Origin of the sequence: Pseudomonas bharatica, assembly GCF_048586865.1 — a bacterium.
GTDB classification, from domain to species: domain Bacteria; phylum Pseudomonadota; class Gammaproteobacteria; order Pseudomonadales; family Pseudomonadaceae; genus Aquipseudomonas; species Aquipseudomonas bharatica.
Window position 1 is genome coordinate 1 of sequence record NZ_JBMAWR010000003.1, and the last position, 20,925, is coordinate 20,925.

The window sequence follows — 20,925 nt, forward strand, 5'->3', positions numbered from 1 at the left end:
GGGGGGGGCCCCCCCCCCCCGCGGGGGGGGCCCCCCCCGCTCCCACAGAATACGGTGATCAGCCTTCTTTTTGGGGTGATTTCTCATCCCGGGTCTTGAACAGCGACAACACCACCCCTCCCGCCAGCAAGCCGAAGGTCACCCCCAGCGACACCAGCGCCGGGATCTTGCCGATGAAGCCGTGCAGGAAGATCTTCCCGCCGATGAAGATCAGCACCAGCGCCAGCGCGTACTTCAGGTAGACGAACCGGTGCATCAGCGCCGCCAGGGCAAAGTACAGCGCCCGCAGGCCCAGAATGGCGAAGATGTTCGAGGTGTAGACGATGAACGGGTCCTGGGTGATGGAGAAGATCGCCGGCACGCTGTCCACGGCGAACACCAGGTCGGCCAGTTCGATCAGCACCAGGGCCAGGAACAGCGGCGTGGCGTAGAGAATCGCCTTCGACCCGCCCGGCGGCGTCAGGCGCACGAAGAAGTGCGCGTCATGCAGGCGGTCGGTAACCCGCACATGTTTCTTGATGAACCTGATCATCGGATTATTGGCCAGGTCCGGATGCGAATCCTCGCGGCTGAACAGCATCTTCACCCCGGTGATCAGCAGGAAGGCACCGAACACGTAGAGAATCCAGTCGAACTCCTTCACCAGGGCGCTGCCGACGCCGATCATGATCGCCCGCAACACCACCACCCCGAGAATCCCCCAGAACAGCACGCGGTGCTGGTAGCGTCGGGGAATGCCGAAGTAGCCGAAGATCATCGCCATGACGAAGACGTTGTCCATCGACAGCGACTGTTCCACCAGCAAGCCGGTGTAGAACTCCAAAGCGCTCTGGGCGCCGAGTTCGTACCAGATCCAGCCACCGAACATCAGCCCGACACTGAAGTAACCGGCGTAGAGCAGCAGGCTCTCGCGCATCTCGATTTCGCGCTGGTCGCGGTGCAGCACCCCGAGGTCGAGGACCAGCAGGGCGACGACGATAACGACGAAGGCCAGCCAAAGCAGGCCGCTGGTGCCGAGGAATTCGGCATTGATGAAATCATGCAGAGCTGTCATGAGCCCCTCCCTATGTCGTGGAAGTGACTCCGACATGGCGGTCGAATGACCGTCAGAGGGGCCCGGTGTCACACCTTTCAGACTAGCCGGGGATTGGCACGGGCCAGGGCGAGAGCGTTACAAGGTCTTACAAGAGCTGGCGAAGTTTCCTTCAGTAGACCCAGGCTTCGACACGGCGATTGCGGATCCGGCCCTGGGTGTCGGTATTGGCCGCCACCGGCAGCTCGGCGCCGAGGCCGATGACATCGCGCAGGGTCACGCCGGCCCTGACCAGTTCGCGGCGCACCGCCATTGCGCGCAGACGCGACAGCAGGTCGGCGCGACGGGCGTCATCCTTGGCATCGCCGAAGCCCACCAGCACCACCTTGTTGTCCAGCTTGCGGTTCTGCTTGAGGTACTCGGCCAGCCGCTGGATGTCGCGCAGGGCCTTGTTGTCGAGCGTCGCGCTGCCTTCCTGGAAGCGGAAGTTGACCGACAGCCGCCTGGCTTCGCTGGACAGGCGGCGGTAGCTCGGCGGCATGTCCGCCTGGGGCTGTTCGTCGATAGTGCGCACGCGCTGGTCGATAAAACCGTTGCTGGCGACGATGGCCTGGCCCTGCGGGCTTTGGCTGAACGCCAGCAGGGCACGGGCGAGGGGATTGTGCTGTGCCGGCGGCAGGTAGAAGTACAGGCGACGCGTCAGCGGGTAATCCTCGCTGGCGATCTGTTCCGGGCTCGGCAGCATCGCCCGCGAGGCACCGTCGGCGACCGCCAGGACCCGCGCGCCGTGCACCGTGCTCAGGCTGCTGAAACCGATGGCATGGCGGTCGTTGCGCACGGCTTCGCTGAGTTCTTCGCCGGATTCGAAGCGCCGGGTATTAACGGCCAGGACCTGCTGGTGCGGATCGAGTACCAGGCTCTTGAAGGTTTCCCAGGTGCCGGAGCGGTCGTCACGGGCATACAGGCGGATCGGTCCGCCGCCGACGCCGAGTGCTTCCCAGGTGGTGATCTGCCCGGAAAAGATCTTCGCCAGTTGCTCGATGGTCAGTTGCGGCAGAGGGTTGTCAGGGTGGACCAGCACCGCGACGCCGTCGAGGCCGATGACCTGCTCGGCTTCGGCACTGGTCAGGTTGCCCAGGGCCTGGAGTTCGGCCTGCTCGCTGTCCTTGATCGGGCGCGAGGCAGCCGCCAGGTCGGCGCTGCCGGCCTTGAGTGCGGCGAAACCGGTGCTGGTGCCGTGGGCGGCGATGTCCACTTGGATATCGCCGGCGCTGATGCGCACTTCATTGGCCCGGGCGCCGGGCTCCGTGCGGATATCGCTGATGCCCTGGCTCTCCAGGAGTCCGCGCACCAGTGCCGGGGCCAGGGCTGCGCCGATGGTGTTGGAACCCTGGATGCGCAGGGTATCGGCAACTGCCAGGGGTGCGAGCAGGGCGAGGAGCAGGGCGCAGGCGCGGATCATTGCCGGAAGGCACTCTCGAAGGGACGAAGGTGGCGGCAGATTAAGACAGGAAGATGAAATAAAAATGACGGCTGTGGCGTGGGACCTTGTGGAGTCGGCCCGGCCTTTCAGGCTGCGCTGTCACGCTAGAGAATACTTCTAAAGTAAGACTCGGACTCTGTGGGAGCGGGTTCACCCGCGATAGCGTCGGTGAATTCACTACCGTAATCGCGGGTAAACCCGCTCCCACATTCGAACCGTGTTGTCAGCTCAATTCAAGCCAGATCGGCGCATGGTCGGACGGCTTTTCCATCCCGCGCAGTTCATAGTCCACACCCGCCGCCTTGACCCGCGGCAACAGCGCATCGGAGGTGAGGATCAGATCGATGCGCAGCCCGCGTTTCGGTTCATCCTCGAAGCCCCGGCTGCGATAGTCGAACCAGCTGAACTGATCGACCACTTCCGGATGCAGGTGGCGGAAGCTGTCGGTCAGGCCCCAGCCCTTGAGCCTGGCCATCCACTCGCGCTCTTCCGGCAGGAAGCTGCATTTGCCGGTCTTCAACCAGCGCTTGGCGTTGTCCGGGCCGATGCCGATGTCGCAATCCTCCGGGGAGATATTCACGTCGCCCATCACGATCAGCGGCTGGTCGTTCCTGAACTCGCTTTCCAGCAGGTTCTGCAGGTCGGCATAGAAACGCTGCTTGGCCGGGAACTTGGTGGGGTGGTCGCGGCTTTCGCCCTGGGGGAAGTAACCGTTCATGATGGTCACCGGGTTGCCCTGGTCATCGGCGAAGGTGCCCCAGATGAAGCGGCGCTGGGCATCTTCTTCATCGGTGGAGAAACCCTTGACCAGGCTCAGCGGCGCCTGGCGCGAGAGCAGGGCGACGCCGTAATGGCCTTTCTGGCCGTGGTAATGCACGTGGTAACCGAGGGCCTGCACCTCGGCGAGCGGGAACTGATCGTCGGAGACCTTGGTTTCCTGCAGGCCGATCACATCCGGCTGGTGCTTGTCGATCAACGCCGCCAACTGATGGGGCCGGGCGCGCAGGCCGTTGATGTTGAACGAGACGATCTTCATGGAAGGGCAATCCTGGGGAAAAGGCAGGATGCTAGCTGAGTCGGGCGGCAGGGGCCAGCCTCGAGGGCACTGGAAGAGCATCGTTATCACACCCGACTCCGTCCCTGAGCACCTTGTGATTCCCTCCTATACTCCAACCCCATCAGGAAGGAACGTTGGCGCAGCCCACCCCTCAAAGAGCAATGCCCAACTGCCATCAGGAGATCCGCGACCATGCCCCAATCGACCCCCGCGCCGGCCGAAGTGCGTCTGCTCGACGGCGGTTACAGCCGTGAAGCGCGTTCTCTGCTCTACCACGCCTACCGCCACGAACCCACCTACGCCTACCTGTTCGAAGCCGAGCGCCCGGGTTTCGAGCAACGCGTGCGCGCCCTGGTTCGTGAGCGGGTGCGCCAGCATTTCCTGCAGGACCTGCCTGCCCTCGGCCTGCTGGTGGAAGACCGCCTGATCGGTATCGCCCTGATCTCCCCGCCGGTACGCCGCCTCGGCGTGACCGAGAGCTGGGCCTGGCGTCTGCGCATGATGCTGTCGGCCGGTGTGCGCTGTACCCGCCGCTACCTCGAATACCGCGCGGCCTTGCTGGCCTGCCTGCCCGGCGACGCCGTGCATATCCTGCCGCTGCTGGGTATCCATCCGCAGTTCCAGGGCCGGCACTATGGCGAACAATTGCTGGCTGCGGTGCACGATTGGTGCGCCGCAGACGAGAGTTCCCGCGGCGTGGTGCTCGACACCGGCAACGAGCACTACCTGGATTTCTACCGCCGCCAGGGCTACCTGGAAATCGGTGAAGTGGCCGTCGGGCCGATCCGCGAGCATGTGTTTTTCCATCCCGCTCCGCAGAGGATCGCCCTGGCTCCGGCCTGATCCGGACGGCTTTCGACATGCAAGCCGTCAGCCGGCTCTGGTAGCATCCGTGCCCATGACGTATTCAGGACGCTTTTCCCTGGGTTTGATCCTGTGCCTGGCCAGCAGCCTTGCCGCCGCACAGAGCGAACTGGTCGTTCGCATCAAGCCCGCCAACACCGCACTCAAGGCCAATGTCGAGGGTTATATCGGAAGCCTCGGCGAGCGTGACGAAGAGGCGCTGCTGCGCTTCAGTCGTGGCGCCGAGGAGCAGGCGCGCAAGGCCGCCCAGGCCCTGGGTTACTACCAGGCCCGGATCGACAGCGAGGTGCTGCCGCCTCGCGACGAGGACAAGGGGCCACGCCTGCGCCTGACCATCGAACCCGGCGAACCCATTCACCTGCGTAACGTCAAGGTGCGCATCGACGGCCCGGCCAGCCAGCTCAAGGCCTTTCGCATCCCCGACAGCAAGGCGCTGCGCAGCGGCGCGGTGCTCAATCATGGCAGCTACGAGGACGCCAAGCGCCTGATCCAGAACCAGGCCTCGCGCTATGGCTTCTTCAAGGGCCACTTCACCAGCAATCGCCTGGCGGTGGACCCTGCCGCCGGGGTCGCCGATATCGAACTGGTCTACGATAGCGGCCCGCGCTATAGCCTGGGCAAGGTGACGTTCGACGGCGATTCGCCCTTCGATGAAGACCTTCTGCAACGCATGGTGCCGTTCAAGGAAGGCACGCCCTACGACTCCGAGTTGATCGCCGAACTGAACAACGCCCTGCAATCCAGTGGTTACTTCGAAGGCGTGCGGGTCGATGCCGCACCCACGGCGGCGCAAGGCCAGAGTATCCCGGTGGCCGTCGACGTGCAGGCGCGCAAGCCGCGAACCATGGGCCTCGGCCTTGGCTATTCGACCGACGTCGGGCCGCGGGTGAAGGCCAACTGGACTCGCCACTGGGTCAACCCGCAAGGCCACAGCTACGGGATCGAAAGCGAGGTTTCGGCTCCTCGGCAGAATATCGGCCTGTGGTACGACGTGCCCCTCGACCCGCCGCTGACCGACAAGCTGCGCTATGCCGGCGGCTATCAATATGAAGAGATCGCCGGCACCGATACCTTGAGTAAATTGCTCACCGTCGGCCCGGAATGGCACAGCAAGCTGCCCAGCGGCTGGCAGCGCGTGCTGTCGCTGAAATGGCAGCGCGAGGAATATCGCCTGGGTGACGATTCCGGGCTGAGTACGCTGCTGATGCCCGGCGTCAGCTACAGCTACCTGCGCAGCGACAACCGTATCGATCCGCACAACGGCTACCGCCTGCAATTCGATGCGCGGGTGGCCAAGGAAGGGCTGATGTCCGACACCAACCTGCTCAACGGCACGGTGCTGGTCAAGGGCCTGACCACCCTTGCGGACAAGCACCGTTTCCTCGGTCGTGCCCAGTTCGGTGGCAGCGCCACCAACGGTTACAAATCCGTACCGCCATCCCTGCGCTTCTTCGCCGGTGGCGACCAGAGCGTGCGCGGCTACGATTACCAGACCCTGTCGCCGACCAACAGCGACGGCGATCGCATCGGCGGTCGCTACATGGTCGCGGCCAGTGCCGAATACCAGTACCAGATCGCCGATAAGTGGCGGGTGGCGACCTTCGTCGACCAGGGCAACTCCTTCAACAATCTCGAACTCCCCAGCCTCAAGACCGGCGTCGGCTTCGGCGTGCGCTGGATTTCCCCGGTGGGGCCGCTGCGTCTGGACCTGGCCAAGGCGCTGGACGACGACGGCGGGATTCGACTGCACTTCTCGATGGGACCAGAGCTGTGAAACGGGTAGCGAAATGGAGTGCGATCAGCCTGTTCGCAGTGTTGGTTCTGATAACCCTGGCCTTGGGCCTGGTGCTGGGTACGCAAGCGGGCAGCCGTTGGGCCCTGGGCCTGGTGCCCGGCTTGCAGGTGGACGGTTTCCAGGGGCGTCTGGCCGGTTTGTGGCAGGCGGAAAAGCTGGTCTGGCAGTCCGGTGAGGACCGCGTCGAACTGACCGCGCCGCTGCTTGAATGGACGCCCGGCTGCCTGCTGCGCCGGACTCTGTGCGTGGACAAGCTGCACGCCGCGCAGATCGAGCTGGCCTTCGCGCCCACCGAAACCGATCCGGACAGCGGTCCGCTGAAACTGCCGGACCTCGATCTGCCGCTGGCCATCGAGCTGGGCGAAGTCCAGGTCGGTGTGTTGCGCCTTGACGGCGCCGAGCAACTCAGTGGCCTGACCCTCGCCGCCCACTGGACCCGCGAAGGCCTGAAGATCGACAGCCTCGACCTCAAGCGCGACGACCTGCACCTGACCCTGCAAGGCCTGCTGCAACCCAGCGGCGACTGGCCATTGCAGGCCGAGGGCCAGTTGCAGTTGCCGGCGGTAGATGGCCAGGCCTGGCAACTGGCGTTGCAGGTCAAAGGCGATCTGCAGAAGAGCCTCGACCTGCAGGCCGACAGCAGTGGCTACCTGCAAGGCCGCCTGAGCGGCCAATTGCAACCCTTGGCGGAAAACCTGCCGGCCCAGGTCCATCTCAGCGCCAGGGACTTCAAGGCTGCCGCCAGCCTGCCGGACACCTTGCTGTTCCAGCAACTGGAACTGACTGCCCATGGTGATCTCAAGGCCGGTTACCAGTTGGTTGGCGCTGGCAATCTCGCCGCTCGGGACGGCCCGATCAACCTGGCCCTGCGTGGCCGGGTCGATGCCAAGGGCGCCGAAGTGGCCGGGCTGGACCTGACCGCCAGCGCCGAGCAGCGCCTGGCCCTGACCGCCACGGCCAATTGGGAAAACGCCCTCGCTGCCACGGCCACCCTCGACTGGCAGGATTTCCCCTGGCTGCGTCTTTATCCGCTGGACGAGGCGCCGCAGGTAGTGCTGCATCGCCTGAAGGCCCAAGTGCAGTACCGCGATGGCAGCTATGAAGGCGATTTCAGTGGCGAGCTCGACGGGCCGGCCGGCGCCTTCACCCTGAGCAGTCCGTTCAAGGGTGACCTTGGCCGCATCAGCCTGCCGCAACTGGTGCTGAACGCGGGGCAGGGCAAGGCCGCCGGCAGTGTCAGCGTGGCCTTCGCGGATGGCGTGGCCTGGGACGCGGCCTTGGATCTGTCCAATCTCGACCCGGCCTATTGGCTCAAGGAGATGCCCGGCACGCTTGCCGGCCCGCTGCGCAGCAAGGGCGAGCTGAAGAACGAAAAACTCTCGCTGAACGCTGACCTCGACCTCAAGGGCCGCCTGCGCGGCCAGCCTGCGCTGCTGCAGCTCAAGGCCGAAGGCGCGGGCGAGCAGTGGACCCTGGGCACCCTGCAAGTGCGCCTGGGCGACAACCGGATCAATGGCAGCGGCAGCCTGCAACAGCGCCTCGCCGGGCAGATCGACCTGAACCTGCCGCGCCTCGGCCAGCTCTGGCCGCAACTGCAAGGGCAGGTCAAGGGGCGGCTGGATGTCTCCGGCACCCTCAAGGCGCCGCAAGGTCAGTTGAAACTGCAAGGCACGCAACTGGCGCAGGCAGAAAACCGTCTGCAATCCCTCGATCTCGACGCCCGTCTCGATGGCGCACAAAAAGCCCTGATCAACCTCGATGCCAGCGGCATCCGCGCCGGCGAAACGGCACTGGGTACCCTGACCGCCAAGGGCCAGGGCGATATCCGCCAGCAACAGTTGCAACTTGCCCTCGATGGTCCGCAACTCAAGCTGGACCTCGGCCTGGACGGGCAACTGGACCAGAAAAAAGGCGACTGGCGCGGACGCCTGGCCAGGGGCGAAATCAAGGCCGGCGGTCAGGACTGGCGCCTGCAGGCGCCGGCCACCTTGCAGCGCCTGGCCAACGGGCAGATCGATTTCGGTGCCCACTGCTGGCGCTCCGGGCCGGCCAGCCTGTGTGGCGATCCGCAGCGCCTGGCACCGGAGCCGCGGATTCGCTATCACCTCAAGGAATTCCCGCTGGAAAGCCTGGCGCAATGGCTGCCGAAGGACTTCGCCTGGCAGGGCCGGTTGAATGCCGATATCAATCTCGACCTGCCGGCCAGTGGCCCGAAAGGTTCGGTGCAGGTGGATGCCAGTGGTGGCACCCTGCGCATCCGCGAGAAGGGCCAGTGGGTCGATTTCCCTTACCAGGCCCTGCGCCTGGACAGCACCCTTGGCCCACGTCGGGTCGATACCCGGTTGGACTTCCGTGGCGGTCGCCTGGGTGAGCTGAGCCTGAATGCACGTATCGATCCGCTGGCGCGCAACAAACCGTTGATTGGCGATTTCAGCCTCAGCGGCCTTGACCTCGCGGTGGCGCGGCCCTTCGTGCCGATGGTCGAGCGCCTGGCCGGGCAGTTGAATGGCAGCGGACGGATTTCCGGCACGCTGCTGGCGCCGCTGGTCAATGGCAACCTGGTGCTGTCGGGGGGCGAGGTAGCAGGGGCCGAGCTGCCGCTCAGCCTGCGTGACCTGAGCGTACGGGCGCAGATCGCCGGCGAGCAGGTGCAATTGAATGGCGACTGGAAAAGCGGCGAGCTGGGCCAGGGCCGCCTGGGTGGCGAGATCGGCTGGGGCCAGGCGTTGAGGGTCAACCTGGCCCTGCAAGGCCAGCGCCTGCCGGTCAGCGTCGAGCCCTATGCGGCGCTGGAAGTGGCGCCGGACCTGAAGATCAGCCTGCAGGGCGAGCGTTTGGCGGTCAGCGGCAAGGTGCTGGTACCCAAGGGCACGATTACCGTACGCGAGCTGCCCCCGTCGACGGTCAAGGTGTCGGAGGACACGGTGATCGTTGGCCAGCAGACCGAGGAAGGCAAGGCACCGATGCAGGTGGCGATGGATATCGACGTGCAGGTCGGCCAGGACAAGCTGGCCTTCAGCGGCTTCGGCCTGACCGCCAACCTGCTCGGCCAGGTGCATATCGGCGATAACCTCGATACCCGCGGCGAACTGAGCCTGGCCGACGGTCGCTATCGTGCCTACGGCCAGCGCCTGACCATCCGCCGCGCCCGGCTGCTGTTCGCCGGCCCTATCGACCAGCCCTACCTGGACATCGAAGCGATCCGCAAGACCGACGATATCATCGCCGGCATCCGCCTCACCGGCAGCGCCGAGCAGCCTACCACCACGGTGTTCTCGGAACCGGCGATGAGCCAGGAGCAGGCGCTGTCGTACCTGGTGCTGGGGCGTCCGCTGAGCACTACCGGCGAGGACAACAATATGCTGGCGCAAGCGGCGCTGGGGCTTGGCCTGGCGGGAAGTGCGGGAATCACCGGCAGCCTGGCATCGAGCCTCGGCATCGAGGACTTCCAGCTGGATACCGAAGGCAGCGGGCAGAGCACCGCTGTGGTAGCCAGCGGCAACCTGACCGAGAAATTGAGCTTGCGCTACGGCGTGGGCGTGTTCGAGCCGGCCAATACCATCGCTCTGCGGTATTTGCTGAGCAAGCGCCTGTACCTGGAAGCGGCCAGTGGCGTGGCCAGCTCCCTGGACCTGTTCTACAAGCGGGATTTCTAGCTCAGCGCACGGTGGCGGCGTCTATGAACTCGTTGCTGGAGGTTGGCGGGCCGTCGGCAGGGGCGGACTGGCGGAACGGCGAGATCAGGTTGGTGTACTCCTCGATCAGCCGGTTCAGCGCTTCGGGCGGCTCGCAGGCCTGGAACTGCATGCGGATCTGTACCTCGTCCGGATCGCGCGCCTCGCCCTGGCGGCGGTTCTGCTGGCCGACCTTGACGAAGAAGCGCTGGTGCGCGGAGTCGCTGCATTGGCCAGGGGCAGGGCGGGTATTCTGGATCCTCACCGAGAGGTCCACCTGCATCCGCTCCAGCGCCAGTCCGCGTGGTGCAACCAGGGTGATCAGCGGGATCTTCAGGGTGTGCCGGTCATCCATTGCCACTTCGACCATCTTCGCCTTCATCGGCGCGCCCAGTTGCTGGCTGTCGTAGTCGAAAAACTGGTCGAACAGCCTGATGTACTGCTGGGCGATCAGCCCGGTGGTGGCGGAAGCGGCCTCCTGCAGACCGCGGGTGATATCGCAGAGGTCACTGGTGGCGATGGGTTCCTTCGGGGGCGTCTGGTCCACGGGCGGCATTCCTTGGCTTGGATGAAAGGTTGCCCCGCACTAGGCGGGGCGGTGGTGCGTGTTCGGAGGATGCTGATCAGGCAGGCGGCGCTGCCTGGGTCTTCGGATCAGGCAGCGCGTTGTCGGTCGGCGGTGCGTCCGGGTTGCTGGTCTCGCTGTTGGGCAAGGTGATCGGCTTGGTCGCTGCCTCGGTGAGGAAGTCGATCACCCGCATCAACGCTTCCGGTGGATCCTGGCGGGCGATGCGGGTACTGATGGCATAGCGGGCCCGGGTGTCTGTCTTGCGGGTCTGTGCCGACTTGTGGCTGACCTGGCCCTTGACCTCGAGCTTGAACGGGCCCCAGCCCAGGGACGCGCCGAACTCCGCGGAACCGGCGGTTTCCTTGGTGTCTTCGGCGCTCTGGCTGATGGTCAGCTCGAAGTCGATGGTGCCTTCCTCGATCACGATGTTCGGGTGGGCAACCGCCGCCAGCAGCGGGATCTGCATCTTGCGCGACATGGTGCCTTTGTAGACACCCTGTTCGTCGGTGATGGCCTCGTCATAGTCGAACTGGATCGAGACCGCCTTGCCGTCCTTGACACAGACCCCCAGGAGGAAGTCCGCGTAGCTTTTGCTGGCGGTGACCTGGGCCTGGATCATGGCTTGCAGGGGGCCGGAAATCATCCGGTCCAGGGGCAGTGCGTTGATTACCGAGCCGATAAGGCTGCTATCGATGGACATTCAAGAATTCCTTCTCTTGCTTGCGCGAAAGTGCGCGGTGACTGCGGGGCACGAACGTGTGCCCTGCAGTGGTTTTCTAGCGTGAGTGCGCTTCCTGGCGACGGATGTTGCCGATCTGGCGCAGGCTCAGCCCATATTTATTGGCCAGTACGCTGCGCGACAGGCCGTTGGAGCTTTCCTCCTGGATCTGCTGGTTGCGCAACTGGCGGTTGAAGTGGTCGCACTTGGGAATTTCCAGGGCCATGCCGGCATAGCGCTTGATCAGGGCTTCCAGAGCGTCGGCCGGGAGGATCTCGGCCAGCGAAGTGCGTTCGCGATGCTTGGGTATGTACTTGGGTCGGCCGCCGTAGATATGGGTCAGGCGGTAGGCATGTTCGATGCCGATGCACTCGATCAGCATCTGCAGGGATTGAGGGAGCTGCTCGATATCGATTCGCTTCAGGTCACATGATTGCATGTTGACGTCCTTGTTTTTCTGGCGTGAGCAAAAGGGTCTCTGTCTGGGCCAGGCGAGGCTTGAGCGTTGTGCAGGATGGGTAGCGAGCACTGGGCTGGCCAGGTGGCGTGGGATCGATTCTCGACCAGCCTTGCAGTGGTCGCTAGGTAGCAAGCAGGTCAGGAGCGGTAGCCAAGAAGTCAAAGCACTGTAAGTATCGTGATTACATCAAGTAGGCAGAAACCTGCTGATGAGCCTGTAGCCCCTGCCCCTTCGCGCGCCCCTCGGATAGAGGGGCGCGTGGTTGCTCAAGGCTGACTCAAGGGCAAGGTTGGCTGACCAGCAGGCTGACCTGGCCCATCCATGGCCCGGGGTCACCGCGAGTCCCCTCGGGGAAGGTGCGCCAGTCGACCGTCAGGCACAGGGCGCTAAGGGGTGTGCCGCCTAGCTTGCCGACCACCAGCGGCTGGAAGTCGCGCCGGTATTGCACGCGGGTCAGGTTTTGCGCACTCGCCGAATCGGGACGCGACAGGGTGGCCCGGGTCAGTTCGTCGATGCGTTGCTGGGACACGACGAAATGCGCCGCCTTGCCTGGCGTCAGGTGTCCGGCTTCGCGGCTGCGCTGCCAAAGCAACTGCCACTGGCTGCTGCCGGCAGTCTGCGCCAGGCTGCTGGCCAGGGCGATCAGCTCGGTTTCGCTGCGGTTTTCGGTTTCCAGCGCCTGGGCGCCGAGGCAGGTAGACAGCACCAGGCTGCCGAGAAGGGTGCGCAAGGACATGATATGAAGGCTCGCGGGGAAGGGCCTGGGCCCGGAGCCGAGCATGGTTTCAGCTGGTGCCTGCGGAAAAAACAGGGAAAAGATCCTCCGGAGCGAGGCTGCGATGTATCATTGCGCCCGGTCGCTCATCGGCCTTCACCATCGCTGCAAGGATTTTCCAATGACTCAAGGGCAACGCCTGAAATACTCGATCCTGATGACCCTGGTCTTGCTGGCCGCCATGCTGGGCCTGTCGTGGCTGCAGAAGCAGGGGGTGATCACCGAGCAGATGTTCCAGTACATCGCCATGGGCCTGGCCGTGGTTTTCGTGGTCATCAATGGCATTCTGCGGCGCAAGGTCAAGCCCTGACCGAGCAGAGCAGGGCGGCCGGCGCAACGCCGGCCGGTCGCTCAACGCGAAGGGGCCTGCTCCAGAACGGCGCGGGCCTGGGGGTTGAGGCTGTAGCATTTGTCGCTGCCCATGCTGATCACGCCTTCGACGCAAAGGCGCTTGAGCACCTCGCGAACGCTCAGGAACGACAGCGGGATATCGAGCCTTTCCAATTGACTGTGGATGCCGCGCACACCAATGGCGCGTCCTTCGCGATCGGCCGTGTGCAAGGCATCGATCACCTTGAGGCGGATCAGGCTGGTGCGCAGGCCGAATACCCGCAGCAACTCGCGGATCTGCTCGTTGCCGGCACGTTCCTCGGTTTCCGCTGCCTCGTTCCTGGCCGGCAGCGTGGCGTTGGTCCTGCGTCTGAAGCGAAGTGGCTGGGGTGGTTGCGGTTGCTGGTCGTACATGCAAAAACTCCCTTTTCAGAGCCTGTCTGTCCTGCGTTCAAATGACGCTCCCAACCTATAAGACGAATGAGAGCGACAAATCTGCAATTGGAGCGGAAAAAAATTCCGCCTTTCTACCTGTAACGAAGCAGCCACCCCTTTACCGTAAATTTTTCATCCGGACTTCGTTCTATCAGGATGTCCTTGCTATGCCTGATTCCGGCAGGAGTTCCCGTGATCGCCATTCCCCCTTCCTCCAGGCTCTGCCTGGCCCTGCTGCTGGCCGGTATCGGCCTGTGTGCCCAGGCCCGGGACAATCCCGGGGCGGTTTCCGCCGAAATCCGCCGTACCACCTTCGGTGTGCCGCATATCCTTGCCCGCGACGAGCGCGGCCTCGGCTATGGCATCGGCTATGCCTACGGGCAGGACAACCTGTGCCTGCTGGCCAACGAGGTCGTCACGGTCAACGGCCAGCGCTCGCGCTGGTTCGGGCCGCAGCAGCGGACCCTGGAACAGCGGCGCAATCTCTCCAGCGATCTGTTCTTCACCTGGCTGAACACGCCGCAGTCCGTGTCGGCGTTCTGGCAAGCCCAGCCGGCGCCGATCCAGGCGTTGCTGGAAGGTTATGCCCAAGGCTTCAACCGTGCCCTGGCCGAGCGTCGCGAACAGGGCCTGCCGGCTGAATGCCAGCAAGCCGAGTGGCTGCGCCCCATTACTGCGTTCGATCTGGTCAGGTTGACCCGGCGTCTGCTGGTGGAGGGCGGGGTCGGCCAGTTCGCCGAAGCAGTGGCAGGTGCCACGCCGCCGGGCACGGTCGCCCGGTTCGACCCTAAGGATCTGCAGGTCGCCCTGGAAAACCAGCGCCGCTTCGCCCTTGAGCGCGGCAGCAATGCCGTTGCCCTGGGCAGCGAGCGATCGCGCACGGGGCACGGCATGCTCCTGGCCAATCCGCATTTCCCCTGGAATGGCGGCATGCGCTTCTACCAGATGCACCTGACCATCCCGGGCCAGCTCGACGTCATGGGCGCGGCGCTGCCTGGCCTGCCGCTGGTGAATATCGGCTTCAACCGTCATCTGGCCTGGACCCACACCGTGGACGCCTCGCGACATTTCACCCTGCATCGCCTGCAACTCGATCCGGCGGATCCGACCCGCTACCTGTTCGATGGCCGCTCGTTGCCGATGGACCGGCAGACGCTGAAGGTCACGGTCAAGGGCGAAGACGGGGAGTTGCGCGAGATCAGCCGCGAACTGTTCAGCACCCGTTTCGGCCCTGTGGTGCAGTGGCCGGGACGCCTGGACTGGACGCCCGGCGTGGCCTTCAGCGTGCAGGACGCCAACCTCGGCAACACCCGGGTGCTGCAACAGTGGCATGCGCTCAACCAGGCCGACAGTCTCGCGGCCCTGCAGGCGTCGGTGCAGCGTTTGCAGGGTATTCCGTGGGTCAACACCCTGGCCACCGATGCCGGTGGCCGCACCCTGTACCTCAACCAGTCGGTGGTGCCCTACGTTGACGCCGAACTGCTGGGCCGCTGCAGCGACCCGAAGGCCGGCGCCGAGATGATCGTGCTCGACGGCTCGCGCAGCGCCTGCGACTGGAAGGTCGACGCCCGTGCCGTGCAGCCGGGGATCTTCCCGGCGCAGATGCAGCCGCAGTTAAGCCGCGGGGATTTCGTCCAGCATGCCAACGACAGCGCCTGGCTGGTCAATCCGGCACAGCCGTTGACCGGTTTTTCGCCGCTGGTCAGTCGGGACGGGATTCCCCTTGGTCCGCGCACACGCTTCGCCCTGAGCCGTCTTCAGCAACCGGGCAAGCTCGGAGCCGAAGACCTCAAGCAGATGGTGATGGACGATCAGGTCTACCTGGCCGAGATGTTGCTGCCGGATCTGCTCAAGTGGTGTTCCGGGGTGGGGGACGATCCGAATCTGCGAAACGTCTGTGCCTCGCTGGCCAGATGGGATGGCCGGGCCCGCCTGGACAGCGGCCTTGGGTTGGTGCATTTCCAGATCATCATGCAGGCATTGCAGGAGAAAGGCGGCTTCTGGCGGGTCGCATTCAATCCGGCCGATCCGATGCACACCCCGCGTGGCCTGGCCTGGGAGCGTGCCGCAGTGGCGAAGATGTTGCGCGAAGCAGCGCTGGCCTCGGCAGCGCGGGTGGCCGGTGCCGACGAAGCGACCCGCTGGGGCCAGATCCAGCAGGCCGCCGACGGCACGCCGATCCACGGCGGCCCGGCCAATCTCGGCGTGTACAACGCGATCCAGAGCGTCGACGGTGCGCCGGGCAAGCGCCGGGTGGTCAGCGGCACCAGCTATCTGCAACTGGTGACGTTCGACGACAAGGGGCCGCAGGCCGAGGGTCTGCTGGTGTTCTCGCAGTCCAGCGAGGCCGCTTCGCCTCATGCCAGCGACCAGACCCGCGCGTTCTCGGCTGGTCAGTGGCACGCGACACCCTTCACCGAAGCGCAGATCAAGGCCGATCCGCAGTACCGCACGCAGTCGATCGGCGAACCGCTGCCGAGTGAGGCCGCTGTCAGCCGTTGACATCACGCATCAGCAGGCCGTAGGCCAGGTCGGCCTGCCCGGGTACTGGCAGGTAGACCACATGGCCGTCGCCGGGGGCGACCTGCAGCGGTTTGCCGTGGCGGTCGCGCAGTTCGGCCAGGTCGAAGTGGAAGTTGCCAGCCGGGGTCATCAACTCCAGGTGATCGCCCAGGGCGAAGCGGTTCTTCACCAGGACTTGCGCCAGCCCGTCGACCCGTTCACCGGTCAGTTCGCCTACGAACTGCTGGCGCTCCGACACCGAGTTGCCGCGCTGGTAGTTCTGGTATTCGTCATGCACGTGGCGGCGCAGGAAGCCTTCGGTGTAGCCGCGCTGGGCCAGGGATTCGAGGTCGAGCATCAGCGAGCGGTCGAATTCGCGTCCGGCCACCGCATCGTCGATGGCCTGGCGGTACACCTGGGTGGTGCGCGCGCAGTAGAAATGCGACTTGGTGCGTCCCTCGATCTTCAGCGAATGCACGCCCATGCGCGCCAGGCGCTCGACATGCTGCACGGCGCGCAGGTCCTTGGCATTCATGATGTAGGTGCCGTGCTCGTCCTCGAAGGCCGGCATGTCTTCGTCCGGGCGATTGCTTTCCTGGAGCAGGAAAACCTGCTCGGTGGGGGCACCGAGACCGAGGGTCGGTTCCGGCTCGAAGGCGCGGACGATATCCCCGGTTTCGTTCTCGGTGGCCTCGCTGGCGGTGTATTTCCAGCGACAGGCGTTGGTGCAACTGCCCTGGTTGGCGTCGCGGCGGTTGAGGTAGCCGGACAGCAGGCAGCGCCCGGAATAGGCCATGCACAGTGCGCCATGGACGAAGACTTCCAGCTCCATCTCCGGTACCTGCTGGCGGATTTCCTCGATCTCTTCCAGGGACAGCTCGCGCGACAGGATCACCCGGGTCAGGCCCAGGCCCTTCCAGAACTTCACGCTGGCCCAGTTCACCGTATTGGCCTGCACCGAAAGGTGGATCGGCATCTGCGGGAAATGCTCGCGCACCAGCATGATCAGCCCCGGGTCGGACATGATCAGCGCATCCGGGGCCATGGCGATCACCGGCTCCAGATCCTTGAGGAAGGTCTTGAGCTTGGCGTTGTGCGGCGCGATGTTGACCACCACGTAGAACCGTTTGCCCTGGGCCTGGGCTTCCTTGATGCCGAGGGCGAGGTTGGCGTGGTCGAACTCGTTGTTGCGCACCCGCAGGCTGTAGCGCGGCTGGCCGGCATAGACGGCATCGGCGCCATAGGCGAAGGCGTAGCGCATGTTCTTCAGGGTGCCGGCGGGGGCGAGCAGTTCGGGCTTGGTCATGGTCGGTGCACCGGGGCAAAAGGCGCGGATGCTACGGCAGGGGCGGTTTCGATTTATTGATCTGGAGCAACGGCACTTTCTGCGTGGCGCAGAGCACTAATGATCACGCGGACCTTGTGGGAGCGGGTTCACCCGCGATTACGTCGGTGAATCCACCACTGCAATCGCGGGTAAACCCGCTCCCACAAGGTCCGCGCTCAGTCCATGAGTGTTGTATTGATCAAAGGGCCGACATGAGCGAAACCGCATTGCAAAAAAGAACCCTCATCGGGTTGCTGGTCCTGGTCACGGTGGCCTTTTTCTGGATCCTCCTGCCGTACTACGGGGCCATATTCTGGGCCGTGATTCTTGGCGTGCTCTTTGCACCCATGCAGCGGCGCCTGCTGCTGCGCCTTAACCAGCGACGCAGCCTGGCTGCCGGGTTGACCCTGCTCGTTTGCCTGTTGATCGTGGTTTTGCCGGTGATCGTCGTCAGCGGCCTGCTGGTGCAGGAAGGCGGGATGATCTACAAGCGCATCGAGAGTGGCGAACTGGATATCGCCGGTTATGTCGAGCGCTTCAAGGAAGTGCTGCCGCCCATCGTCCAGCATGGTCTGGAGCGCCTTGGCATCGGAGACCTCGACGGCCTGCGCGACAAGGTCGCCAAGGGCGCCATGGAGGGCAGCCAGTTCTTCGCCAGCCAGGCCTACAGCTTCGGCCAGGGCACCTTCGACCTGGTGGTCAGCCTCGGTGTGATGCTGTACCTGCTGTTCTTCTTCCTGCGCGATGGTGCGGAGCTGGTACGGCGGATCCGTACGGCGATCCCCCTGGCCGAGCAGCAGAAGCGCCGCCTGCAGTTGAAGTTCAACCGGGTGGTACGCGCCACGGTCAAGGGCAATCTGCTGGTGGCTATCGCCCAGGGTGCCCTGGGCGGCCTGATCTTCTGGGTGCTGGATGTACCGAGCCCACTGCTGTGGGGCGTGCTGATGGCCTTCCTGTCCTTGCTGCCAGCGGTGGGCGCGGGAATCGTCTGGGGGCCGGTGGCGGTGTATTTCCTGTTCACTGGTGCGGTGTGGCAGGGCGTGGTACTGACCGCCTTCGGCGTTTGCGTGATCGGGCTGGTGGACAACCTGCTGCGCCCGCTGCTGGTGGGCAAGGACACGCGTCTGCCGGATTACCTGGTCCTGGTCTCGACCCTCGGCGGCCTGGCGGTGTTCGGGCTCAACGGCTTCGTCATCGGGCCGTTGATCGCCGCGCTGTTCGTGTCCAGTTGGGGGATCTTCACCAATACCCGGCCGCAGGTGCAGCTTCCGCCTTGACAGGCCGGGCATGCCTCGCGGTGGGCGTCATTCGAAATGGCGGACATCCACCGCATCGCCGGACTGCATGTTCAGCTTCTGGCGTATGTCTTCGAACATCAGATCGTAGTGCTTGTGCTGCGAGCCGATGCTGCTCAGTTCCTTGGGAATCCCGTAGCGCTCGGCGATCTGCGTGACGTTGCGGGCGAAGTTGTAGGCGTCCTCCTTGGGTAACCAGAAGGTCTCGTCCACGTTCCTGTCCTGGATGCTGCCGTGCATCCTGAACTGGATGCCCTTGCCTTGTTTCGGGTCCTGGGTGACCTCGTAGCTGATCTTCAGGTTGTAGCTGACGTCCTTCGGGGTCAGCGCATGTCGTTCGATATGCAGTTGCCCGGGCGCGAATATGGCCATCGTCGTTTCTCCTGGAATAGGGGCGCTCGGGCATGGCCCGGTCAGCGCGACCCAGCCAGTATGGTGGACAATTCCACGCTTTGCCTGACCCACCTCACAGAGTTTTCAGGCGCTCTCAGTGGAAGGTGTAAGACACGCCGGCATAGACCCCGAAGCCTTCGCCGGGCAACGACCTGGCCACATCCGCGCCGTTGTCGTTGTAGCCCGGAACGACGATCGCCGCGTAGCGCTTGTTGGTCAGGTTGCGCAGGTCGAGCCAGGTCTGCCAGTCCTGCTTCGGTGCGTTGTAGCCGAAGGTTGCGCCGAGAATCGCGTAGGCATCGGCGTCGTAGCTGTTGGCGTAATCGACCTGCACCTTGGAGGCCATGGTGGTGTTGATCCCGGCGTAGAAACCGCTGGGCAGGTCGAAACGCAGCTCGCCCTGGTAGTAGTGCATCGGGATGCCCGGCAGGCGGTTGTCGCCGAAGACCTTGTCGTTGCGGTAGTGGAAGTCGTTGAGGGTGTAGGCCTGGCGCAGGGACAGCCGGCCGACATCGCCACGTTGCCATAGCGTGCTGTCAAGGCTGGCCTCGATACCCTGGTGGATGGTCGGGCTGGCGTTGCTTTCGCTGCGGATGGGGGCCTGGATTTCGACCATCAGCAGTTCATGGCGCACGGCCGAGTAATACCAGGACAGGTCCCAGCGGCCCAGGTCCGAGTCGCCACGGGCGCCCAGCTCGAGCGTGGTAGCGGTCTGGTTTTTCAACTCGATGGGCTGGTACTGCGTAGGTGCGCTCCAGATCAGCGACCACGGGTGTGGCGGTTCCACCGAACGGCTCAGGTTGCCGTACAGCTGCAGGCTCGGGCTGGCGTCATAGCGCAGGCCGATACGCGGCGCGTAGTCCCAGTCGTGCAGGCTGACCTTGCCCCCCGGCCCCGAAGTGACGTTGCTGTAGGTCACATCGCTTTCCCGGCGGGTATAGATCGCTGCCAGGCCGCTGCTCAGCCATAGGTCGGGCACCAGCTCCAGTTCATTGCCGATATGCAGCACGGTATCCGAGCCCTGGTAGGAGAAGTCCCGGGTCCTGGCGCCGACGATGTCGTTTGCCCGTGCATACTGCGAGGCGCCGCTATTGGGCAAATGCTTGGTGGTGCGCCAGCCCACGGTGGTCTTGCTGTCATGGCCGAACAGGGTATGTCGGCGTTGATAGTCCAGGGTGCCGCTGACATCGGCGTAGGCCACCTTCAGACGCATCGGTCCTTCGCGCAGATCCATCGGATAGTCGTGCCAGACCAGGCCCGCGACCAGTTGTGAATCGTCGTCGAGATAGAAGGTGGTCTTGTTCGCCAGCCACGTGGACCCGGGTTGCGGCCGACTGTCGTTGCGGCTCAGGTAGGCCGGGTTGGCGGCCCGCGGGTGATGCTTGATCTGGTCCTTGGTCAGGCGCCCGGCCAGGTCATTGTCGGTTTCCCGGTAACGCAGGTAGAAGCGTGTCTCCAGGTCAGGATTGAAGCGGTAGCCGAAGTTCGCCGCAACGCCCTTGCCGCTGCCGCTGCTGTGATCCTGGTAGCCGTCGTACCCGGTGTCGGTCAGGGCCACGTAGTAATCGAAGTCGCCGAGCACCTGGCCGGAACTGATATGGCGTTTCTGGTAGCCGCGGCTGCCGGCTTCATAGCGCAATTGCAAGGGCGCGGCGTCGTAGCCGGTATGGGTCAGGTAGTTGATGGCACCGCCCAGGGCCAGGGCGCCACGGTCGAAACCATTGGCCCCGCGCAGGATTTCCGCGCGATTGAGCCACAGGGGTTCGAACAGCTCGTAGGGCGTGCCGCCGGGGCCGGTCAGGGGCAGGCCGTCGAACATGACGTAGGTCCCGGAGCCGTGGGCACCTGGCGCCCGGTTGATTCCCGAGCCGCGGATCGACAGGCGAATACCGTCATTGCCGGCGGACTGGGCGAACACCCCGGGCTGGTAGGCGAGGACATCCTGGTTGCTGGCGACGCGCCCTTGCTCGACCCGCTTCATGTCTATCAGGTTGGTAGCGCCGGGCACCTGCTCCAGGCGCTCGCGAGCAACCTGGAGGTCATCCTGGTCCTGCTCCTGGATGAGTACCTGCTCCAGTTCGATACTCTCCAGTTTGATGCTCTCCGGTTGCTGGGCCCCGGCACTGCCGGCCAGGGTCAGGCCCAGCAGGCACAGAGAAGAGCGCAGGGACAGCGGTGACGGCATCTTACAGCTCCAACGAGGTTGTTCTGACAGG

17 protein-coding genes are annotated in these 20,925 nt (G+C 64.5%); 6 read left to right on the forward strand and 11 right to left on the reverse strand.

Going from position 1 to position 20,925, the window contains the following annotated elements; genetic code table 11:
- Nucleotides 1-58: 58 nt before the first annotated feature.
- From ACKLLE_RS05040 to xthA, 3 genes are all read right to left on the reverse strand, one after another.
- Nucleotides 59-1,054: a TerC family protein gene (locus ACKLLE_RS05040; protein ID WP_064303236.1), complete on the reverse strand. Its 996-nt coding sequence runs from the start codon at nucleotides 1,052-1,054 to the stop codon at nucleotides 59-61.
- A gap of 151 nt (nucleotides 1,055-1,205) precedes the next feature.
- Entirely contained in the window at nucleotides 1,206-2,495 is a 1,290-nt protein-coding gene (locus ACKLLE_RS05045) for a substrate-binding domain-containing protein (protein ID WP_064303237.1), read from the reverse strand.
- Between the two features lie 244 nt (nucleotides 2,496-2,739).
- Nucleotides 2,740-3,552 carry an exodeoxyribonuclease III gene (xthA, locus tag ACKLLE_RS05050; RefSeq protein WP_064303238.1) on the reverse strand — a complete coding sequence of 271 codons (813 nt, stop codon included), beginning with the start codon at nucleotides 3,550-3,552 and terminating at the stop codon, nucleotides 2,740-2,742.
- Nucleotides 3,553-3,765: 213 nt separating this feature from the next.
- Between xthA and ACKLLE_RS05055 the strand changes: the two genes are divergently transcribed.
- From ACKLLE_RS05055 to ACKLLE_RS05065, 3 genes are read left to right on the forward strand one after another with little or no spacing between them, the layout of a single operon-like run.
- Nucleotides 3,766-4,416 (forward strand): GNAT family N-acetyltransferase, encoded by a 651-nt coding sequence (locus ACKLLE_RS05055; protein ID WP_279897274.1) that lies wholly within the window; start codon nucleotides 3,766-3,768, stop codon nucleotides 4,414-4,416.
- Between the two features lie 55 nt (nucleotides 4,417-4,471).
- Nucleotides 4,472-6,211, forward strand: coding sequence for an autotransporter assembly complex protein TamA (locus ACKLLE_RS05060; RefSeq protein WP_064303240.1), 1,740 nt, complete (start codon nucleotides 4,472-4,474; stop codon nucleotides 6,209-6,211).
- On the forward strand, nucleotides 6,208-9,888 hold the full coding sequence (locus tag ACKLLE_RS05065; protein ID WP_420057067.1) for a translocation/assembly module TamB domain-containing protein: 3,681 nt from the start codon (nucleotides 6,208-6,210) through the stop codon (nucleotides 9,886-9,888). The genes ACKLLE_RS05060 and ACKLLE_RS05065 overlap by 4 nt, the downstream gene beginning before the upstream one ends.
- Before the next feature lies 1 nt (nucleotide 9,889).
- Here ACKLLE_RS05065 and ACKLLE_RS05070 read toward each other — a convergent pair whose 3' ends face one another.
- The 4 genes from ACKLLE_RS05070 to ACKLLE_RS05085 form a co-directional block, all read right to left on the reverse strand.
- Nucleotides 9,890-10,453, reverse strand: a complete 564-nt coding sequence (locus ACKLLE_RS05070) for a DUF2589 domain-containing protein (RefSeq protein ID WP_420057068.1) — start codon at nucleotides 10,451-10,453, stop codon at nucleotides 9,890-9,892.
- A gap of 76 nt (nucleotides 10,454-10,529) precedes the next feature.
- Nucleotides 10,530-11,174 (reverse strand): DUF2589 domain-containing protein, encoded by a 645-nt coding sequence (locus tag ACKLLE_RS05075; RefSeq protein ID WP_420057069.1) that lies wholly within the window; start codon nucleotides 11,172-11,174, stop codon nucleotides 10,530-10,532.
- Nucleotides 11,175-11,250: 76 nt separating this feature from the next.
- On the reverse strand, nucleotides 11,251-11,631 hold the full coding sequence (locus ACKLLE_RS05080) for a Mor transcription activator family protein (protein WP_064303244.1): 381 nt from the start codon (nucleotides 11,629-11,631) through the stop codon (nucleotides 11,251-11,253).
- 298 nt (nucleotides 11,632-11,929) lie between these two features.
- Nucleotides 11,930-12,388 (reverse strand): hypothetical protein, encoded by a 459-nt coding sequence (locus ACKLLE_RS05085; RefSeq protein ID WP_420057070.1) that lies wholly within the window; start codon nucleotides 12,386-12,388, stop codon nucleotides 11,930-11,932.
- A gap of 160 nt (nucleotides 12,389-12,548) precedes the next feature.
- Between ACKLLE_RS05085 and ACKLLE_RS05090 the strand changes: the two genes are divergently transcribed.
- On the forward strand, nucleotides 12,549-12,737 hold the full coding sequence (locus tag ACKLLE_RS05090) for a hypothetical protein (protein WP_009401013.1): 189 nt from the start codon (nucleotides 12,549-12,551) through the stop codon (nucleotides 12,735-12,737).
- Nucleotides 12,738-12,778: 41 nt separating this feature from the next.
- Here ACKLLE_RS05090 and ACKLLE_RS05095 read toward each other — a convergent pair whose 3' ends face one another.
- On the reverse strand, nucleotides 12,779-13,171 hold the full coding sequence (locus ACKLLE_RS05095) for a fe2+ zn2+ uptake regulation protein (RefSeq protein WP_279897279.1): 393 nt from the start codon (nucleotides 13,169-13,171) through the stop codon (nucleotides 12,779-12,781).
- 177 nt (nucleotides 13,172-13,348) lie between these two features.
- Here ACKLLE_RS05095 and pvdQ point away from each other — a divergent pair, with 177 nt between their 5' ends.
- Nucleotides 13,349-15,694: a bifunctional acylase PvdQ gene (gene pvdQ / locus ACKLLE_RS05100; RefSeq protein WP_420057071.1), complete on the forward strand. Its 2,346-nt coding sequence runs from the start codon at nucleotides 13,349-13,351 to the stop codon at nucleotides 15,692-15,694.
- Here pvdQ and trhP read toward each other — a convergent pair.
- A complete protein-coding gene (trhP, locus tag ACKLLE_RS05105; RefSeq protein WP_279897280.1) occupies nucleotides 15,684-17,000 on the reverse strand; it encodes a prephenate-dependent tRNA uridine(34) hydroxylase TrhP in 1,317 nt (438 codons plus the stop codon). The genes pvdQ and trhP overlap by 11 nt on opposite strands.
- 233 nt (nucleotides 17,001-17,233) lie before the next feature.
- On the opposite strand from trhP, the gene ACKLLE_RS05110 reads away from it, so the two are divergent.
- Nucleotides 17,234-18,298, forward strand: a complete 1,065-nt coding sequence (locus ACKLLE_RS05110) for an AI-2E family transporter (protein ID WP_420057072.1) — start codon at nucleotides 17,234-17,236, stop codon at nucleotides 18,296-18,298.
- Between the two features lie 27 nt (nucleotides 18,299-18,325).
- Here the strand turns inward: ACKLLE_RS05110 and ACKLLE_RS05115 are convergent, their stop codons facing one another.
- Together ACKLLE_RS05115 and ACKLLE_RS05120 are read right to left on the reverse strand one after the other, a co-directional pair.
- Nucleotides 18,326-18,688, reverse strand: coding sequence for a DUF5064 family protein (locus ACKLLE_RS05115; protein ID WP_420057073.1), 363 nt, complete (start codon nucleotides 18,686-18,688; stop codon nucleotides 18,326-18,328).
- A gap of 115 nt (nucleotides 18,689-18,803) precedes the next feature.
- Nucleotides 18,804-20,894, reverse strand: a complete 2,091-nt coding sequence (locus ACKLLE_RS05120; RefSeq protein ID WP_420057074.1) for a TonB-dependent receptor family protein — start codon at nucleotides 20,892-20,894, stop codon at nucleotides 18,804-18,806.
- Between the last annotated feature and the right edge of the window lie 31 nt (nucleotides 20,895-20,925).

Bases quoted from the DNA above. Each gene is read 5' to 3' on its own strand.
- ACKLLE_RS05040 (WP_064303236.1), bottom strand. From the start codon at position 1,054: ATGACAGCTCTGCATGATTTCATCAATGCCGAATTCCTCGGCACCAGC.
- ACKLLE_RS05045 (WP_064303237.1), bottom strand. From the start codon at position 2,495: ATGATCCGCGCCTGCGCCCTGCTCCTCGCCCTGCTCGCACCCCTGGCA.
- xthA (WP_064303238.1), bottom strand. From the start codon at position 3,552: ATGAAGATCGTCTCGTTCAACATCAACGGCCTGCGCGCCCGGCCCCAT.
- ACKLLE_RS05055 (WP_279897274.1), top strand. From the start codon at position 3,766: ATGCCCCAATCGACCCCCGCGCCGGCCGAAGTGCGTCTGCTCGACGGC.
- ACKLLE_RS05060 (WP_064303240.1), top strand. From the start codon at position 4,472: ATGACGTATTCAGGACGCTTTTCCCTGGGTTTGATCCTGTGCCTGGCC.
- ACKLLE_RS05075 (WP_420057069.1), bottom strand. From the start codon at position 11,174: ATGTCCATCGATAGCAGCCTTATCGGCTCGGTAATCAACGCACTGCCC.
- ACKLLE_RS05080 (WP_064303244.1), bottom strand. From the start codon at position 11,631: ATGCAATCATGTGACCTGAAGCGAATCGATATCGAGCAGCTCCCTCAA.
- ACKLLE_RS05085 (WP_420057070.1), bottom strand. From the start codon at position 12,388: ATGTCCTTGCGCACCCTTCTCGGCAGCCTGGTGCTGTCTACCTGCCTC.
- ACKLLE_RS05090 (WP_009401013.1), top strand. From the start codon at position 12,549: ATGACTCAAGGGCAACGCCTGAAATACTCGATCCTGATGACCCTGGTC.
- ACKLLE_RS05095 (WP_279897279.1), bottom strand. From the start codon at position 13,171: ATGTACGACCAGCAACCGCAACCACCCCAGCCACTTCGCTTCAGACGC.
- pvdQ (WP_420057071.1), top strand. From the start codon at position 13,349: ATGTCCTTGCTATGCCTGATTCCGGCAGGAGTTCCCGTGATCGCCATT.
- trhP (WP_279897280.1), bottom strand. From the start codon at position 17,000: ATGACCAAGCCCGAACTGCTCGCCCCCGCCGGCACCCTGAAGAACATG.
- ACKLLE_RS05110 (WP_420057072.1), top strand. From the start codon at position 17,234: ATGAGCGAAACCGCATTGCAAAAAAGAACCCTCATCGGGTTGCTGGTC.
- ACKLLE_RS05115 (WP_420057073.1), bottom strand. From the start codon at position 18,688: ATGGCCATATTCGCGCCCGGGCAACTGCATATCGAACGACATGCGCTG.
- ACKLLE_RS05120 (WP_420057074.1), bottom strand. From the start codon at position 20,894: ATGCCGTCACCGCTGTCCCTGCGCTCTTCTCTGTGCCTGCTGGGCCTG.